Genomic DNA, 15,800 nt, shown 5'->3' with positions numbered 1-15,800 from the left:
GGAAACAATACAACGAAAAAGATGGCTCCTGAATGATCAGGGGCCATCTTTTTTCGTATCCAAGTCGGCCCACCCCTTTAGTTCCCTTTGGAGATGGCCGCGTCATGCGCTTCCGCGAATTTCTCCGGCGTCACGGCTTTGCCGAAGAGCGCCTGAATCATGTTGAGGTGGGTTTCCGCCGCGTTCGCTTTCAACTGGACGTCGGCGAACAACGTGATGCTGCTGGCTTTGTTCATTTCGTTGAACAAGTCGATGTAGAGCTGCGGAAGCTTAAGCGTCGCCGTGTCTACCTTCGTAGCCGGCATAACGCCGGCGCCGGTAACGGATTGCTCGCCCCATTTGGTGACGAAGTATTCCACGAATTTCTTGGCTTCTTCTTTCACTTTGGAGCGCTCGGAGACGAACAGGCCGACTCCGGGACCGCCTACCCAACTGTTGATATCGCCTTTGCCGCCTTCGACCGTCGGGAACTTGAAAAATCCGACGCTGTCGCGAAACTCTTGCGTAATATCTTCGTTCGTCGTGAAGTTCGGAAGCTCCCACGTGCCCATCAAGTACATGGCGGCTTTGCCGTTAAGGAACTCCGACTTCGCCTCTTCGTTGGACAAGCCGTTGAAGCCTTTAACGAAAGCGTTGTCGTCCGCCAACGCTTGCACTTCCGCGGCCGCTTTCTTTAAGCCTTCGTCCGAGAACGAGCCGAAACCGTTGATAGCGTCTTCTAGCTTTTGTTGCCCCGCGATGCGATCGGCCAAATACATATACCAAAGCGAGCCCGTCCAACGGTCCTTATTGCCGAGAGCGATCGGTGCCGTCCCCGCTTCGGACAGCGTTTTGACGACTTGCTTGAATTGTTCGTAGGTTTGCGGTATTTCTAGGTTATTCTTCGCGAAAATAACCTTGTTGTAGTAAACGGGGGCGATGTTGAATTCGAGCGGAACCGCATACGTTTTCCCGTCGATCGCATAGGCTTCCGTCGTACCGGCGACGAATTTACCGCTCAGCTCACCGCTAAGCAAGTCGTCCACCGGGGTGAAAAGCTTGCCTTCCACGTAAGGCTGCAGGAAACCCGCCGCCCAAGTAACGCCAACGTCCGGTAATTGATTAGAAGCCGATAATACCTTTAACTTGCTCTTGTATTGCTCGTTATCCAACACTTCCTGCTTGATCGTGACGTTTTTATGTTCGTTCTGATAAGCGTCGATAATTTGGTTCACGATTCTGTTCTGTCCGGCGGCTAAGCCTGCCGGCCACAAATGCATGAAGTTGATCGTTACTTTCTCTCCGCCCGCGTTGTCCGTCCCTTGGGAACTCACATTCCCTTTATTGTTTTTACCATCGCAACCGGCCATGACGAGTGTCAAGCTAAGCGTTAAAAGCAGAGCGGTCCATTTCGATTTTGTCTTGAACACGTTTACACCCCCTTTTGTACTGCTTCCACTGTTTGCAACCGCTTTACTAATCTCGCTAATATGGGGTCGTTTCTTCCTCTTCCGCGTCTCTTTGGCGATACTGTCCGGGACTAAGGGACTCTATGGAACGGAACACCTTTACGAAATATTTGGCCGTTTGGTAACCGACCCGTTCCGCGATGTCCGCAATCGGCATACGCGTGCTAACTAGAAGTTCCTTGGCCCGCTGAATTCTTTTGCGGGTTAAATATTCGCTGAATGTGAGTCCGGTCTGCTCCTTGAACAGGACGCTGAAATAACTGGCGTTCAAGTGCAAGTGCTCCGCGACTTCGCGCATCGATACGGGTTCATGGAGATGCTCTTCCAAATATCGAATCGTTTCCCTGACAGGGGGACTGTATTTCATTTCCTGCTCCCCGGCTTCCAGCAGCTTAGGATCGACGAGCTTCTCCATCCGGCCGATCCGGTGAAGGTCTTCCTCTCTCTTGAAAGCTTGCTCCACCGCCCGTACCAGCTTCGCCTTATCCAAGGGCTTCAGCAAATATTCGACGACGCCAAGCCTGAGCGCACGCTGCGCGTAGTCGAATTCGGGATGGCCGGAAATCACGATGACGACGGGCGGATAAGCCATTTCGTTCAGCTTCTCGACCAGGTCGAGCCCGCCGATCTCCGGCATCCGAATGTCGGTCACGAGCAAATTGGTCTCGTTCTTCTCCAGCCACGCGAGCGCTTCGACGCCGTTGGAGGCCGTTACGATCCTATGCTCGCCGGAAGACCATGCCTCCAACGTTTTGCGAATGCCTTGCCTCGTTCTTGGTTCATCGTCCACGATCAAGATCGTCTTCACGTTGGATTGTCCCCCCATGTTCATTCGGTATTTCGAAGCCGAACGAGGCGCCTTCGCCTTCCGTAATCCGGATATCTAAACCATTCGTAAATGATCCATAATAGAGCTTAAGCCTTGACTGTACGTTCAGAAGACCGACGCCGGTTCCCTTGGATGACAACGAACGACCTTCCGCTAACGCTTCTCTTAATGCCAGAACGGACGCTTCATCCATGCCCGGCCCGTCATCGCTTACCCACACCGCGGTATAACCCGGTTGTTTGGAAGCTTCTATGCTTAGGAGGACCTTTCCTGGCCCCGTCCTTTGCTCGATTCCGTGCAAAATGGCGTTCTCGACGAGCGGCTGCACGAGCAGCTTCGGTATCGGCACGCCTTGGCTGGCGGCATCGACGTTGATTTCCCAGGAGAGGCGGTCGACCATGCGCATCTCCATGATCTGCAAGTATCTCTCGGCATGGTCGAGCTCGTCCCGAATCGTCACCCATTCGTCCTCGTCGGGACGACTGATCACATAACGGAACAGCCCGGACATGGCCACGACGATGCGTGCCAATTCGTCTTCCCCCTTCTCCTCAAGCTCCCAATAGAACGCTTCCAAAGTGTTGAACAAAAAGTGCGGATTGATCTGAGCCTGCAGCGCTTTAAGCTCCGTTCGGCTTTGGATGATTTCCTTCTGGTAGACGACTTCGATCAGTTCGTTCAAATAAGCGACCATCTGATTATAGGTATGGTTAAGCTCGTTGATCTCCATCGTGGAAGACGTGCTTTCATTCGGCTTAAGCGAACCTAGGCGGGCTCCGCGCATCGCTTTCATCAGATTCAAGATCGGGCGCGTAATCATCGTCGACAAAATAAACGTGAAGATGAGGAACAACAAGCAACCGATGCTGCCCGCAAGCACTATGGCCGTTCGAAGAACGGCGATACCTTCGGTAGAGTAATCGACCGGCGTTAATATGGCGAGCGTCCACCCCGTCGTTGCCGACTGTTGCCGAATGGCCTTGTAAGAATCGCCGCCGATCGCGACCTCGTCATCCCCGGAAGCCAGATGAGCTTCCACTCCCGCGGCCGGCGGGAAGTCGGAGGCGATGGTATGACCGGCTTCGTCCAGCAGCACCATAGCCTCCCGCGAACCGTCTCCTTCGGTCAAGGAATCCGTCAATTCGAAATAGCTTCTTTCGATGCGTACCGTCAAATACCCGCCATGGGAGAAAGATCGGTCGATCAGTCTTACCCTGCGTATCGCGATGACCACGTCGGGGTCGGTCGGATCAAGCCCTAGCCAGACTAGCCCGCCCATCTCGCGGTCCGCTTTGCTGATCCATTCGTCGGGAATGCGGCTATTCAAGCTAACGTCATCGAGCGGGAACATTCGTCTATAATCCGTCGTGTATAGCTCTAGTGAACGTATGCCGGTCGCGTACGCTTGATAGTTTCTCGAGATTTGCTGCAAGGATTGACGCTCTCCGAAGCTCGCCCGCCTGCCGTCCAGCTCCTGCATAAGCAAGCGCTGAACCGAGTCGTTCGTCGCTACTTGGGCCGCGATCGTGTCGATCTGCCGCAGCAGCGCCTCCAGTTTCCCCGTAGCTTGGACGGCAGTTTGTTGAATATGCCTCTCCGCGCTGTTACGCAACAGCAAAGACACCCGATCGTATGTAAATATTCCTACCGAGGCCAGCACGATAATCATGACCAGCAGGAAACCTATGAAAATTTGATTGCGAAGGGTATTGTGTCTTCCGAGCTTGATCAAGCGGGTTCACGCCTTCCGTCCAAAAACTTGGTCGGTATAACTGTACCATATCTATTGAAACAGATGTAAGCCGCAAAATCGTCCGAAATCCATGTTCCCACTGGGAGCGACTAAGCTCGTTAAAGGCAAAGAACCTTGATGCGCCTAGTTATCCGGCGGCCATCAAGGTTCTTTTTTTGTCTCGCTGATTATTTCAGTTAGATTCCGGAAGTTGTCTTACCCGTCTAATGCTGACGGTACAAGTCTCTGGAACTCGAATATCGAGCTCCGTTGGTTCGGGAGCCGTAACAACGAGCGAGGAGATCTCCCCGTTTTCGGCTTTCCATTCGACATCGATGCACCCGCCTAGCGGCAGAGGCACGGTTCCCTTGGCCCAACTTAAATCGCCATTCAACGGTTCGATAATGACCTTCGCCCATCCCGGCGTGGCAGGTCGTACGCCTAACACATACGCGCCCAGAAAATAGCCGGGAGCCGCGGACCAGGCGTGGCAATGGCTACGGGTCAAATCATTCTCGTTCGCGCGGTTCATCGTCGTGTGCCCGTACATCTCCCAGCACGTCGTCGCATCGTTATCGAGCATAAACCCGAAGTTATCGCGAATGTCGTCGAGCATCCATTGCACGTTGCCGCTTTTCATTAACATTTCGTAATAGAAGAAGGACATGAACGGGCTTCCGATCGGTACGAATCCTTCCGGGGTGGCGGTCAAGTAACGTTTCAGCGTCTCCGATCGTTCCTCTTCCGCAACGCCCGCCAGCAACGCCATGACTTGCGTCTGCATGCTGAACACGGTCGAGCGGCGGCCTCCCGGATGAATGCAATCGAGATAAGCTTGGCGCTCATCGCTCCAGAGATGCCTGTTGATTGCCGATTTCATTCTAGCGGCGAATGCCTCGAATTGTTTAGACTCTTCGGGTATTCCCGCGAACTCGGCAATTGCTACCGCTTCTTCCAGCGCCTTTTTGAGCATGACGTTCTGGTGCGTAACGATGCCGTCATCCGGTTGATCGATCGGCGCCCAGTCCAGCAGGTTCCATCCCTTCATGTCCAGTAGATCGTCGGCGTTTAGATGCGTCAAATACGCTCTTAACGTCGATAAGATCGAAGGCAGCATTTCCGCCGCGAACGCGCGGTTGCCCGTATGCTCGGCGTATTCCCGGCAAGCCACGATCCAGAAGAACGTCCAGTTCGGAATGACGGACGTCCAAGCGCTAGGTACCTGGTCTCCGTATAGCGGCGTCTGAAACCCGGATCCCGGAACAAGCCGGAGGCATCGTTCCACGATGTCCGTCCCGCCGAACGTATAGTAATTGACGAGCGCTTCGTTGCGGCTATCCCCTACCCAGAAGGTCTGCTCGTAGGCCGGACAGTCGACGAACGTATCTTCCATGCAGAGTTTCGTCGTATGCTTGGAAATGTCCCATACCCGGCCCAGCTTATCGTCCGAGCACTGGAACGCGCCGATCTCTGGCGCGGGATAGTTGCTTTGCACGAGCCGGACGCCGCGGACGAGCACCGGTTTCGTAGCACCGCGGACCGTGACGATCAAATACCGGAACCCTCTTCGGACGGGAGACGCGTATCGTTGAAACCCTTCGCGCGTCACGTAACGAAGCGTATTGTCTAAGCCGAACGTATGTTGAACATATGTGTCCTTCCGATATTCGATGCCATACCAATCGACCGTAAGTCCCTCTTCGGCTTCCAGTTCGAATTCCAGGTACCCGCTCCACTCCTTGCCGAAATCGAGCATGAACTCCGTGTCTCCATTATTGAATACGGGTACAACGCCCGGGTCCGCGGAAGCGACGGCGATACGTTGCAGACTGGCGGGAACGGAATACGCTTCGGATTCGCGCTTGGCGAACTGCGGCATGAACGCATCTTCTCCATTAGCTAAGCCGTGCGGAACAGGCTCGAGCGGATAACCCGATTCCCGCAGGTCGCCGATGCTCGATAGCGGAGCGATTCGATCGGCGAAGCGGATCTTCTCCGTTTCCCACGAAGAAAGCAACGCATACTGGTCTACGTAATCGATGCAGGTATACGTAAAAGAAGGTCCGACGCGAACGAACGGAGACATCGGCTCGCCGGTCTCGGGAAGCTCCGCTTCGACAGGAGAGATCCACTCGATCTCTTTGTCCGCGTCGACTCCGAACCGGTTGCTATGGCCATGTTCCGGGCCGTACACGGTGTAGAGCAACAAATGGTCGCCTGCCGGCAATTTGGCGCGAATGCAAGCAAGAGGCGGCTCGCCTGCCAGTTCCTCTCCGGAGTAAAGCCGCTCTCCCAGCCGGACGATACCGAGGCCGCCAATGTGGAGCATGACCTTGACTTCCGCTTCTTCTCGCAAGCGAATAATCGTCGCGAAAGCGCCGCAGAATCGGATATGATTGGCATTCTCTTCGCCGGGAGCCTTCATCAAGCGGTACGCGTCGATAAAAGCCGTAAGCCGATAGGGAACGACTCTATTTAAAGAAGTCACTCGCGTAGGCAGAACGGGCTCCTCCGTCAAATACGGAATGTCCCTCGGATGGAGCCTCACCCAAGGCTCCATCCCTACCGGGCCAATAACCGTCGCCTGCTGCCAGTCGGCATCCGAATAATCGATAGACGTCCAATCTTCCGCAAGCCGTCTTCCGTCGATTCGTTCCGCGAACGCCGTCTGGCAGGACATGCGGGAAATGGCCGGGTCTTGCCCCGCATGAACGGACGTCTTCCAGTCGTCCCCCGTCTTGGCAAGCGTGATTTCGTCATTGCCGGAGAATACGTCTAATTGAGCGAGCAGCCCTCCCCGTCCCCTTATATAGGCGAAGTTAGAGACGCCGAAATGCATCGCTTGAACCGCGATCGTGTTGACTTCGCCGCGTCGAAGAAGATGCCCGACTTCATGGCCGTCATAGAAAATATCCGTCGAGAAATAACGAACGGGGCCTCTTCCGACTCTTGTACCATTGACGTACACTTCGTAACGGGAGTCCGCCGTAATCCATAATACGGCCTTAGCCGAACTTTCCAGACCGTAAGGACAGACGAACGAGGTTCTGAACCAGCGCCATTCGTTGCGCGGGCTTTCCTCGGAGCCTCCCCAAATCCAATTGCCTTTCCATGGCGTGCTCTTGGCGATGATCGACATGATCGTGCTCCTCCTGATGCTCGGAAAATTAATGCGTCACGCTGAAGTTATCGAAGTGAGTATGGGCATAGTGGGATCTGAGGCCTACTTTCCCGGTGATGAACGGATTAACGTTGTCGGTAAAATCGATTTTGGGATTGACCATATCTCCGACATAGACTTTGATGTTGTTGCCGCTGACGACTACTTTCATATGGTACCAGGTGTTGAGATTGTAGGTCCCGGCAGCGGTGTTCAAGGTGGTCCAGTTGTAATTCTGTTTGCCGAGCACGATTTGAGTGGGCGATATGCCGGCAAAGTATCCTTGGTAGAAGTCGGTTCCAAGACCGGGATCGTTGCCGGCGCCGCCCTGGGCGGGATTTTGCACCCGAACCATGATCCCGCTGTTTAAAGCATCGATCCCTTTAATATCGGCCTCGACGGTGTAATCCGACCAGCCCGTGCTTCCGAGCGTCCGTTTGCCGATATTATCGATGCTTGCTTCTCCGCTTTCGATGGCCCAGTTGCCGCCGCTCCAGTTCCAATCGGCGCTAAAGGCGGTGGCGAAGTTGTCCGTCTTCGTGAAGGACGAGTTATCCGCGCTATTAAATTGCAACGTATAGAAATCGAATTCGCCCGTTACGGTTTCGACTTTCAGGGTGTGGTTTCCTGCCGTCAGGTTCAAGCCTTTGATCGTATACGTTTGCCAGTTATCCCAGCCGCCCGTACTCGGAAGGGTAACCACGCCCGTGACGTCCGTGGAGTCTAGCCATACCCGCACTTGAGTTCCGGTATAGGTCGTTGCATATCGTAAACCTAAGTTATACGACCCGTTCGCTTTAACGTTTACATTATACTTATACCATTCTCCCGTACTGTTCCAACCGATATTGTGTCCGCCTTCGGGATTGTCGCGGATATCGACGTTATCGTTTCGGATATATTTTCCGCCCGCGTTGCCGCTTGTCGTATCGTGATAACCTACGCCTTCGCCGCCGGAATTGTAATGAACCGCCTGAATCGTGCCCGGAATTGGTTTGTACATATCGAAGATGCCGCTTCCGTTCACTTTGTTGCTGACGGCGATATAGCCGAATTGAGCTTCGTCGTCGCAGGACAAATACCCGACCTTGCCGGCTCCCAATCTCGTCGTGACCTTCGTTTCGAGCAGCATCTTATCGACGAAATACTTATAAGTCGTTCCGGATTTCTCGATGCGAATCGTATGCAATTTGGTAATGTCGAAGCCGGCCGGCAGGGGCGTATTCACTTGCGTATCCCATACCCCGTTTACCAACGTAACCGTCTCGAGCCGATTTAAATTGCCGTTTAAGATCGCGACGCCGTAGTTGCTTGCATCCACGTATCCGTATACGGCGCCGAGTTTAGGTCCCGACGTTCCCTTGGAAATTTCCTTCACGTTATATTCCGCGGTGTAGTCGCTTGCGGTCGTAAACGTATTTTCATAGTTGATATAAAATGCCGTACTTCCCTTAGCGCTCTGATACATGAAATTGTTCGTGATCCCCCAAGTGCCTCCGTTCAGATTGGAGTATCCGGTTCCTACGCTCGCTCTCTGGAATCGATCCTCGAAGTTCGGCAAAGCAGGGTTCGGCATCGCCCAATTCGTAGGCCCGTACATGACCATCTTGTCGCCGTTCCAACCGATGGCGTCGAAATTAACTTTCCGTATCGGCAAACCTCCCGGAGCACCCGTTAAATTGTGATAAACCGTATAATACGTATCCAGATCCGGTCCGATAAAAATGCTGTTGTGCCCTAAGCCTATATTGGAGCCTTCGCTGCTCAACAGTATCGGATTCGTATTATTCGGGGTAAAAGCTTGACGCGGTCCCGTCGTATTCGAGAAGGCATTTACCCGATATCCGGGGCTGAGGACATGGTTTCCGGTAGCGGTGAGATAATATGTGCCGTTTCTCTTGATAACCGTCGGGCCTTCCGTCCACTGTCCGCTCATTTGCGTACCTCCCAGAACCACATCGGTTCCGATCGACGTGGGACTGCTCATGGGAGCCGCGTGAATGCCGTCGCCGCCCGCGCTGTAGAAGGTCCAGCTGCCATTGTCGTCGATAAAGACGGACCCGTCTATGCTGTGCCCCAAGTTGCCGGTGGCGAGGGTAAACGGCCCTGTCGGGCTACTGCTGGTTAACACATAATGACCTTGGCCCTTCGGAGAAGTATACATGTAGAACGTGCCGTTCCAATAAACCACTTCGGGAGCATAACCATCGTTCGTGATGGCCTCGGCAGAACATATTCCCGCGTAGGTCCAGTTAACCGCATCGGTCGAGCTCCAGCATTTAAAACCGGTATACCCCTGTCCCGTACTCGTATAAAGATAGAACGTCCCATTGTATTTCATTACAAAAGGGTCTCCTATCCCATCGTTAGCGTTTTCGCTAGGAAGCGTCATATAGTTCGTATAGGCAAAAGCACCCGAAAAGGGAAATAATAGAGCGAATAATAAACACGCAAAGGTTACCGTCTTTCTCAATTTTCCCGACATCATTTATTCCTCCCGTATTTTCGATATCGTTTCTTGCAGACAGTCCTCCTAAATGGAAAAATCAAACCCGCCATCCCCAAAAAAGATATCGTTCATCGTTGGGGGGCGGGCCCTAATCCTCACCCCTTTACGGCCCCCGCCGTGATCCCCGCCACGATCTTCTTATTGAAGATAATGAACAGCACGAGCGGAGGGAGGGTGATAAGCAGAATGTTCGTATAGAGCAGGTTGTATTGCGACACGAATTGACTCATGAAGTTGTAGAGCGTTAGCTGTACCGTCGCGTTCTTGGAGCCCGGGAAAAAGTAGAGCGGGTTGGTGAAATCGTTGAAAATCGCTACCGACGAGGTCACGATGATCGTCGCGTTCACGGGCTTCAACAGCGGAAAAATAATTTGGAAAAACAATCGAAACCCGCCGCACCCATCGACCACGGATGCTTCGTCGATCTCCCGGGGAATCGCTCCCATGAAGCCTCGGTACAGCAACACGCCGAACGGGAACGCTAAAGCTACCTCTACCATGATGATTCCTAGCATCGTCTTGAAGAGGTGCAGCTTTTCTAGCACCCAGATCGTAGGGACGATAGCAGGAGGGATGATCAACCCCGCCAGCACGAAGAAGCTAATCCAAGGCGTAAACCGGTCGGAGCGCCTTTGCATGACGAAGCCGGCCATCGCGCACACGATCAGTAATATGGCGATTGATAAGACCGTCAACGTAGTACTGTTAATGAAGGCGTGAATCAGCATGTGATCCCGCGCTTTAATGACTTCCTTGACGTTGCTCCAGAGGTGGTTAGAGGTCGGCCAAGCCATGCTGCGCAGAGAAGCGCCTCTCTTATCCTTCATGGCATTAACGAGCACGAAATAAAGCGGAATCCAGAAAATAACGACCGAAGCCAGAACCGCTCCGGCTTCTACGCTGAAACGATTGAGTTTGCGAATCACAGGTCCACCTCTTTTCGGTTCAGGTAGAGCGACAGCGGGAAGGCGAGCAAGGACACGAAAAGGAACAAGATGACGTTACCTGCCGTTGCCAAGCCATAGAAGCCGGCTTGATATTGTTTATAGATGATGGAGGCAATAACGTCCGTTGCAAAGCCGGGACCCCCGCGGGTCATCGGCCATAGAATGTCGAAGCTGCGCAAGCCGCCGATGAACGCAAGGATGATGACCGTATTTGTAGCCGATCGGCTCAACGGAAGGATGATGTTCCAGAACTTGTTCCAGGAATTTCCTCCGTCAATCTGCAAAGCTTCGTAATAATCCTCGGGAATGGACATGATGCCCGCGATATAGATAACCGTTGCGAAGCCGACGCCTTTCCAGACGTCTACGAAGGCAACCGACAGCAACGCGATTCGCGTATCCCCCAGCCAATCCGGACCGGATATTCCTAGGGAAGCCAGCGTGGTGTTGATCAAACCCTCCGTCGGATGCATAAGCGTGCTGAAGGCGATGCCGACGGCAATCGTGCTTACCAAGGTGGGGAAAAACACGACGGATCTGAGATAGTTTTTGGTCCGTATTTTCGAAGTAAGGAAGACGCCCAGAAGCAGCCCGAATACGACCTTTAAGCCGCAGGTAACGACGGCGTAGACGAACGTGTTCTTGAAGCCGATATTGAGCGACGACTCGTAGAAGAACGTCTTGAAGTTCTGGAGCCCGGTAAAGGTCCAATCCTGTAGCGTCCAACGGGTCATGCTGAAGAAAAAGGACATGAACGTCGGCAATATGAAAATGACGAGGTAGATAATCGCCGCAGGCAGCAGGAAGTAGTAGGTGTAGGTTCTTTTCCATACCTTGTTCATTTCGATTCCCCTTGCAAATGTTTATTGGAAACCGACCCTATAAACGTCAAAAGGACAACAGCAAGATGTCCTTTTGACGTTTGTGGCTTTTACCAGCCGGCGAGTCCGAGTTGTTGCGCTTGCTTCTCTACGTCTTTGTCGTACATGGCAGCCGCGTCCGCCGCCTTCCGTTTCCCTGCACCTACCTCGACCGTAATCTGTTCAAGGCTTGGTCCCTTGATCGGAGAGACGTATTCGAGCGCCGGAGCCGTTTTGCCGGAATCGAAATAAGGGAGCATGTCTTTGACGACTTGCGGGACATTGTCCGGCATCGCAGCGCCTTTGACGACGTAAGGGCCAGTCGGTTGGGACACCGTTCCGACCGCGGCCATCCCCTCCGGGGAGGCGATGAAGGCTAGGAACTTCTTCGCCTCTTCGACGTGTTGAGAGTTTTTGTAAATATAAGCCGCCGGGGACATCCATACCGTGACTCCGTTCTTGTCCGCGTCATCGCCGGGCTGGGCGAAAAATCCGATATCGTTGATCGCCTCGGGATTGTTCTGCGCGATGGTCGGGATGATAAAGGTGAGCATCGGATAGTGTGCGCCCTTGCCTTCGGCTAGCATCTTGATACCCGAATCCAAAGTTGCGGCCAAGTAATCCTTGTTCATGTAGCCTACCGTCTCTTCAAGCTTCTGGAAGCTTCTTAATGCGGCGGGCGTTGTCGCATATTTCGCTTTATTCGCCGTATAGTCGGCCGCGAAGTTCGGAGCTTCCGCTTGCACGTTATAATAATCCGCCAACATGATGAGCTGCGAAGTCCACGTATCCTTGTAGGTTCCGATAATTGCGGTAATGCCCGCTTCCTTGATCTTCTTGTTGTTCTCCATCAATTCGGCCCAAGTCTTCGGTACGGAAAGTCCGAGTTGCGCGTAGATTTTCTTATTGTAGAACCAACCGCCGCCCATCGTTGCGTTCGTCGGAGCTCCATATTGTTTGCCGTTAAAGGTCACGGTTTGCTTGAAGGAGTCGATGACGTCGGCCTCCCAAGGCTCGTTCGTGACATCCAGGATATTCTGCTCCGGATTAAGCGCTTGCATAAGCGAACCGGAGTTGTAGAAAAAGACGTCATTCATATCTCCGGTCGATAAACGCGTCTTCACGAAGTTGTCGCCTTCGCTGCCGGCCGGACGAGTTTCCGTCTCGACCGTGATGTTCGGGTTTTTCGCTTGGAAGGCATCTACCAAAGCCTTGGCTACGCTAACCGCATCTTGCGAATTATCGACGAGCAAAGAGATCGTAACCTTCTCCTGCGGTTTGCTGGATTCGGTCTCCGCCGGCGAAGCGCTCTCGGACTGCGATGCGCTAACGGATGGCGAAGCATTGTCGTTGTTATTCGAGCCTCCGCAACCGGCCAGTAATCCGGCAAACAACAATGCGCTCGATAAAACGGTTACGTATTTTTTCGATTTTCCTGTATTCGACATTCCCATGATCAGTGTCCCCCTGAATGATTATCGATCGGCAAATCATGATAGAAACAGGGCCCGGGTTCCCATACCCTCATTATAAATCCCGCCCCGGGCAACGATCAGTGGGTCATTTCATTGTTAAGCGTCCGATTTTTTTAGATGTCGTCCCGGAATTGTCCGGGGGTAGTGCCGGTGGATTTCTTGAATACTTCCGAGAAATGCCGGTACGTATGATAGCCGATCCGCTCGCTTACTTCATTCACTTTCAGTCCCTTGCGCAGCAGCATTTTGGCCAGTTCCATCCGGTAACGGGTCAGAAATTTGATATACGTCTCGCCCGTTTCCTCCTTGAACAGAACGCTCAAGTATGCGGCATTCATGCCCACGTGCTCGGCTACCTCCTGCAGCGATAAGTCGCGGTTCACGTGCTGCACGATATAAGCGCGAGCCCGTTCGACCGCGGAGCTCTTAGGCTGTTGACCCTCGTCCAACGCTTGACCGTCCAAGAGCGCTTTCTCCATCAATTCGCGCTGACTATCCTCCCACTTCCTGCGAATCTCCTTCGTCTCGCGTTGGCTAAGGATTCTGCCCGCCGCCTTGCGCAAGGACCTTTCCACGCTCTCATCCGTAATCGGCTTCTCCAAATAATCGATAACGCCTAGCTGGATCGCCTGTTTCACGTATTCGAATTCGTTGAAGCCGCTGAATACGATGCAGCAGGTATCTTCGGCTTCGCGCATGATTTCCTGAATCAGCTGCAGGCCATCCATCCCCGGCATCCGGATGTCGGTCAGCACAATATCGGGCTTCTCTTGTCTGAAAATCTCAAGGGCGGCGACGCCGTCGCCCGCCGTCCCGACCAGTTCAACCTCTAAACCCGTCCAATCAATGAGCGTCCGCAACGCTTCGATCACGATATATTCATCGTCGAATACAACGGCTTTAAGCATGGCTTACGCCTCCTCGTTATAGGGTTTGAATCTCACTTCAACCTTCGTGCCTACGCCGGCGCCGCTCGTAATTCTGAAAGAGCTGGACGCCCCGTAGTAAAGCACTATTCGTTCTCTCACATTGGTAAGTCCGTAACCTTGTTGGGTAACCGACATATCTTCGATGCCTACCCCATCGTCCTCGACGACGAACACGAAATAATCTCCGTCTTTTCTCCCCGACACCTCGATTTTCCCGTCTCCAAGCTTGGGCTCGAGACCATGGTAGATCGCGTTTTCCACAAGAGGTTGAACGATCAGCTTCAGAATTTCGGTATTCATGATCGATTCTTCAATATTCGCGCGATAGGTAAAGCGATTGTTGTACCGAATGTTCTGGATCGTCATGTAATGTTGGATATGCTGAAGCTCCTTGAAGACGGGAATCGTCTCTTTGCCTTTATTGAGGCTGAGCTTGAAGCTCTCGGACAAGGATAGCGCCATCTGGGCAGCTTCCTCATGCTTCTTCAATCGGGCCATCCAATAGATCGAATCCAGCGTGTTATAGAGGAAATGGGGCTTGATTTGCGCCTGAAGAGAACGCAACTCGGCCTCCCTCTCCTTCAACTCCGAGTGGATAAGCCTCTCGGTCAGCTCCTCGTTCTCCGAAGAAATGCGCTTGAACGTCTCGCCGATCGTACCGACCTCGTCCTTCGAGAATTTGCCGTCGAATTCTCTTATTCCTTTGTTCCAGTCCACCATCATTTTCTTGATCTGAATGAGCGGCTTCGTGATCGTGCCCGAGATAATGACCGACAGCAGCAACGCCACTAACGCGATTGCTGTTGCGATCAGGGCGGTCGCCGTGCCGATTCGATTAGACTGCTTCAGCAGCTCCTTCTTCTGAATAAGATGCATTAACGTCCATCCCGTCGTCTGGTTCCGATACTCGCTAACCAAATAACCTTGGCCGCGCAATTTGTTCACCGTATCGGATAAGCTGCCTTCCATGACAGGCAATGCGATGGACTTGGCATCCTTATAGACCACCTTAAGCGCGCCTTGCGCGGAATCCACCGCCATGAAAGTGCCGTTATTATGAACTCCGATGAATACCCGGCTGAACATGGACTTCGATAGATTCACGATTAACAGGCCGATCGGTCTGCCGTGCGGATCCTCGGAGTCGCGGAACAGCTTAACCGTCGAGAAAACATCGGACTTGTCTCCGAGTACGTTATTGCTGAAAAATACGACTCTGCCTTTGGCATCGACGGCTTCTTTGTACCAATCCGTTTCTTCTATGTCATGCTTCTTAGTCGGCGTCTCATAGATACCCGCGTCGTCGGATCTTCCCATGCAATAGGTTTGATAATAGAGATCGATTACGCAAAGCGAATCGACGTAACGCGTGTCGTAGGAATTGCTATTGATCAGCTTTTGCAGCCTATCGATGGTCGTTGCGTTCATCTCGATCTGTTGCATGCTAGAATTGACCTTGCTGTCTCGCAGGTCGTTGCGAATTTCGTCGTTCAAGACGATAGAGCGGTTCAGGCTCACGATGTTACGGAAAATCAAATCGGCCACTTCGCTGGACGTTTGCAAGTGGTCGATATTCGTCTGTTCATTGTTAAGCGTTAGGGTATCTTTCGCGATATTGAAGGAAATATAACCGAGGAGAAACAGAGGAGATACGGACAACAGAATCATGGCGACCATGAATCGACTTCTGACTTTGCGGAATCGGAACGGGGATAACAGCATCGATGACCATCTCATGAGTCCAACGCCCGCCTTTGAAATCAAATTCTGCCTGACTTGACTTACAAGATCAGGCCACTGTAAGTACTTAATTGTATAATTTTAACGAATCGTGAAAGGAAAAAATAGTTCTAATTTCATAGAATCGCGTCCGATATTTTTGGATTCGGTTCTGGCCGCGACCAAGAATCC

At 52.7% G+C, this 15,800-nt stretch carries 10 protein-coding genes; all 10 read right to left on the bottom strand.

Annotation, left to right across the window (positions count from 1 at the left end; genetic code table 11):
- Nucleotides 1–77 precede the first annotated feature (77 nt).
- The 10 genes from D7Z26_RS14370 to D7Z26_RS14325 all read right to left on the bottom strand — a co-directional run bounded on the left by D7Z26_RS14370 (nt 78) and on the right by D7Z26_RS14325 (nt 15,626).
- Entirely contained in the window at nt 78–1,349 is a 1,272-nt protein-coding gene (locus tag D7Z26_RS14370; RefSeq protein ID WP_120977968.1) for an extracellular solute-binding protein, read from the bottom strand.
- Between the two features lie 115 nt (nt 1,350–1,464).
- Nucleotides 1,465–2,256: a response regulator gene (locus D7Z26_RS14365; protein WP_120977675.1), complete on the bottom strand. Its 792-nt coding sequence runs from the start codon at nt 2,254–2,256 to the stop codon at nt 1,465–1,467.
- Nucleotides 2,228–4,009, bottom strand: a complete 1,782-nt coding sequence (locus D7Z26_RS14360; protein WP_199731712.1) for a sensor histidine kinase — start codon at nt 4,007–4,009, stop codon at nt 2,228–2,230. The genes D7Z26_RS14365 and D7Z26_RS14360 overlap by 29 nt, the downstream gene beginning before the upstream one ends.
- Before the next feature lie 193 nt (nt 4,010–4,202).
- Nucleotides 4,203–7,148 carry a family 78 glycoside hydrolase catalytic domain gene (locus D7Z26_RS14355; RefSeq protein WP_120977674.1) on the bottom strand — a complete coding sequence of 982 codons (2,946 nt, stop codon included), beginning with the start codon at nt 7,146–7,148 and terminating at the stop codon, nt 4,203–4,205.
- 28 nt (nt 7,149–7,176) lie between these two features.
- The gene (locus tag D7Z26_RS14350) at nt 7,177–9,510 is read right to left on the bottom strand and encodes a family 43 glycosylhydrolase (RefSeq protein ID WP_233566915.1); all 2,334 of its coding nucleotides are present in this window, start codon (nt 9,508–9,510) and stop codon (nt 7,177–7,179) included.
- A gap of 263 nt (nt 9,511–9,773) precedes the next feature.
- Entirely contained in the window at nt 9,774–10,601 is an 828-nt protein-coding gene (locus D7Z26_RS14345; protein ID WP_233566960.1) for a carbohydrate ABC transporter permease, read from the bottom strand.
- Nucleotides 10,601–11,467 carry a carbohydrate ABC transporter permease gene (locus D7Z26_RS14340; RefSeq protein ID WP_120977672.1) on the bottom strand — a complete coding sequence of 289 codons (867 nt, stop codon included), beginning with the start codon at nt 11,465–11,467 and terminating at the stop codon, nt 10,601–10,603. Before D7Z26_RS14340 ends, D7Z26_RS14345 begins: the two co-directional genes overlap by 1 nt.
- 89 nt (nt 11,468–11,556) lie before the next feature.
- The gene (locus D7Z26_RS14335; RefSeq protein WP_325050455.1) at nt 11,557–12,939 is read right to left on the bottom strand and encodes an ABC transporter substrate-binding protein; all 1,383 of its coding nucleotides are present in this window, start codon (nt 12,937–12,939) and stop codon (nt 11,557–11,559) included.
- 134 nt (nt 12,940–13,073) lie between these two features.
- Complete coding sequence (locus D7Z26_RS14330; protein ID WP_120977671.1) at nt 13,074–13,868, bottom strand: response regulator transcription factor; 795 nt, start codon at nt 13,866–13,868, stop codon at nt 13,074–13,076.
- A gap of 3 nt (nt 13,869–13,871) precedes the next feature.
- Nucleotides 13,872–15,626, bottom strand: a complete 1,755-nt coding sequence (locus tag D7Z26_RS14325) for a cache domain-containing sensor histidine kinase (RefSeq protein ID WP_120977670.1) — start codon at nt 15,624–15,626, stop codon at nt 13,872–13,874.
- Nucleotides 15,627–15,800 lie beyond the last annotated feature (174 nt).

It is taken from the genome of Cohnella endophytica, assembly GCF_003628305.1.
Lineage (GTDB): Bacteria > Bacillota > Bacilli > Paenibacillales > Paenibacillaceae > Cohnella > Cohnella endophytica.
Note: the sequence above shows the minus strand (reverse complement) of the source record. Positions and strands in the feature narration are given on the sequence as shown.

Bases quoted from the DNA above. Each gene is read 5' to 3' on its own strand.
- D7Z26_RS14370 (WP_120977968.1), bottom strand. From the start codon at position 1,349: ATGGCCGGTTGCGATGGTAAAAACAATAAAGGGAATGTGAGTTCCCAA.
- D7Z26_RS14355 (WP_120977674.1), bottom strand. From the start codon at position 7,148: ATGTCGATCATCGCCAAGAGCACGCCATGGAAAGGCAATTGGATTTGG.
- D7Z26_RS14350 (WP_233566915.1), bottom strand. From the start codon at position 9,510: ATGAAATACAATGGGACGTTCTATCTTTATACGAGTACGGGACAGGGG.
- D7Z26_RS14340 (WP_120977672.1), bottom strand. From the start codon at position 11,467: ATGAACAAGGTATGGAAAAGAACCTACACCTACTACTTCCTGCTGCCT.
- D7Z26_RS14335 (WP_325050455.1), bottom strand. From the start codon at position 12,939: ATGGGAATGTCGAATACAGGAAAATCGAAAAAATACGTAACCGTTTTA.
- D7Z26_RS14330 (WP_120977671.1), bottom strand. From the start codon at position 13,868: ATGCTTAAAGCCGTTGTATTCGACGATGAATATATCGTGATCGAAGCG.
- D7Z26_RS14325 (WP_120977670.1), bottom strand. From the start codon at position 15,626: ATGAGATGGTCATCGATGCTGTTATCCCCGTTCCGATTCCGCAAAGTC.